The organism is uncultured Campylobacter sp., assembly GCF_937997595.1.
Taxonomy (GTDB): Bacteria; Campylobacterota; Campylobacteria; order Campylobacterales; family Campylobacteraceae; genus Campylobacter_B.
Map to the genome: position 1 here is coordinate 1 of NZ_CALKTS010000268.1, position 2251 is coordinate 2251.

The following is a 2251-nucleotide window of genomic DNA, read 5'->3' on the forward strand; positions in this document are numbered from 1 at the left end:
GCACGGGCCGCCTACATATATTTTTCTAAAACGCGCGGAATTTCGATGCTGCCGTCTTTGCGCTGGTAGTTTTCCATCACCGCGATTAGCGTGCGGCCGACCGCGAGCGAGGAGCCGTTTAACGTGTGAACGAGGCTGTTTTTCTTGCCGTCTTTGAAGCGGATCTTGGCTCTGCGCGCCTGGAAATCGCGACAGTTGCTGATCGAGCTGATCTCTCTGTATTGGTTCTGCCCCGGTAGCCAAACCTCCAAATCCACGGTCTTTGCGGCGCTAAAGCCCAGATCGCCGCTGCAAAGTAGCATGTGTCTGTGCGGCAAACCGAGGCTGCTTAATAGATCGCTCGCGCATGAAATCATCTCCTCAAGCATCTTTGCGCTATCTTGCGGGCGTGTGATGGCGACGAGCTCGACCTTTTCGAACTGGTGCTGGCGGATCATGCCGCGCGTATCGCGCCCCGCCGAGCCCGCTTCCTTGCGAAAGCAGTGGCTGTAGCTGGTGAGCTTGATCGGCAGCTCCTCGCTGCGTAAAATTTCATCGTTAAAGAGATTTGTCGCCGTAACCTCGCTCGTAGGGATGAGGTAGAGGTTTTGCTCCTCGTCGTCAACGCGGTAGAGGTCGTCTTTAAATTTAGGCAGCTGGCCCGTGCCGTAGAGGATCTGATCGCGCACCAAAAACGGCATATTTACGAGCTCGAAGCCGCGCGAGTTATTAAATTCGATCATGTAATTGATGAGAGCCATATTCAGTTTTGCGCCAAGACCTCGGATCGCGGTAAAGCGGCTGCCGCTGAGTTTGACGCCGCGCTCGAAATCAAGCCATCCCAGCGCCTCGCCGAGCTCGAAGTGCTGCTTGGGCGCGAAGTCGAACGTGCGCGGATCAAGCACCTTTTTGATACAGACGTTTTCGTTCTCGTCCGCGCCGATCGGCACGTCGTCGTCGATGATATTCGGCACGCACGCGGCGATCGCTTCTAAGCTTTGTTCGCGCTCATTTACAAGCTCGCTTAGGCTTTGGATCTTTTGCTTGTTTTCCTCAAGTTGCGATTTTAGCGCGCCTACGTCCCTGCCTTCGCGCGCGGCGAGACCTAACTCCTTGCTCTTTGCATTTTGCACGGCTTGAAGATTCTCTAGCTCCGTCTTTTTGGATTTTAGCTCGTTGTAGGCATCCAGTAGCGATTGCAGAGTTTGCGGCGGGACTTTTTTGGCGATGAGTTTTTTATTAAATTCGTCGAAATTTGTCTCGATAAGTTTTAAATTTATCATTTTCTGCCTCTTTTTGGTAATTTAAATTGCGACATTTTAACTAAAGTTTGCTTTAAATACTCAAAATAAACCCACATTTAAGCAATACGGATGAAAAAAAGTGATACAATTCCGTAATATTTTATTATGAAAGGTATTACATGAAGGCAAAATTTGCTTTTTTAGGAATCATCGCGGCTAGCCTTGCGTTCGCACATTTCGGCGTTCTTACGACGGATAAAAATGTCGTAGAGGATCAAAAAGACGCTATCGTGAAGCTAAATTTGGAATTCTCTCATCCGTTTTTACAGGAATCTATGAATCTACAAAAGCCCGCAGAATTCGGCGTTTTTATTGACGGCGAGAAAAAATCGCTCCTAAGCGGTCTAAAAGAGCAGAAAAAGGGCGAAAATTCCTATTTTGCGGCGGAATTTAAAGCTGACAAGCCATCGCTTTTGACGTTTTATTTCGATCCGAAACCCTATGCCGAGCCGGCTGAGCGCAAGATGATCCGCCATATTACCAAAACCTACGTCGATGCTTACGGCGCGGGCGAAGGCTGGGATAAGCCGCTCGGGCTAGAGGCGGAGATCGTGCCGCTAGTGCGGCCTTATGCGCTGTATGCGGGCGAGATATTTAGCGGAGTTTTTTTACTGCACGGAAAGCCCGTCCCGGGCGCGGACGTGGAGATCGAGCTATATAACGATAAGGGCTACAAAGCCCCTAGTGAGGCGCATGTCACGCAGGTCGTTAAAACCAACGGCGCGGGCGAGTTTAGCTTCGTGATGCCGGTTGCCGGCTGGTGGGGCTTTGCGGCTCTTAGCGAGGAGGAGGCCGCCAAAGGAAGCGAGCAGCCCGTAAATGAGCTGGGCGCCGTGCTTTGGATCAAGGCGGACGAGCTGAAAAAATAAGGGAGCGGCTCGGTGAGATCTCTTTTTTCGGGCGAAATTTGCGCGGCTGCGGATAAATTTAAATTTGCGTTTGAGCGGAGTTTTGAAATTTTATTTTCG

At 50.6% G+C, this 2251-nt stretch carries 2 protein-coding genes; one reads left to right on the forward strand and one right to left on the reverse strand.

Annotated elements, in window-relative coordinates; translation table 11 throughout:
• Positions 1-11 precede the first annotated feature (11 nt).
• The gene (gene serS, locus Q0614_RS08760) at positions 12-1262 is read right to left on the reverse strand and encodes a serine--tRNA ligase (RefSeq protein WP_298788089.1); all 1251 of its coding nucleotides are present in this window, start codon (positions 1260-1262) and stop codon (positions 12-14) included.
• A 140-nt stretch (positions 1263-1402) separates the two neighbouring features.
• Here serS and Q0614_RS08765 point away from each other — a divergent pair, with 140 nt between their 5' ends.
• Positions 1403-2152, forward strand: a complete 750-nt coding sequence (locus tag Q0614_RS08765; RefSeq protein WP_298788091.1) for a DUF4198 domain-containing protein — start codon at positions 1403-1405, stop codon at positions 2150-2152.
• Positions 2153-2251 lie beyond the last annotated feature (99 nt).

Excerpts from the sequence above, each read along its gene's own strand:
- serS (WP_298788089.1), bottom strand. The coding sequence starts at position 1,262 with ATGATAAATTTAAAACTTATCGAGACAAATTTCGACGAATTTAATAAA.
- Q0614_RS08765 (WP_298788091.1), top strand. The coding sequence starts at position 1,403 with ATGAAGGCAAAATTTGCTTTTTTAGGAATCATCGCGGCTAGCCTTGCG.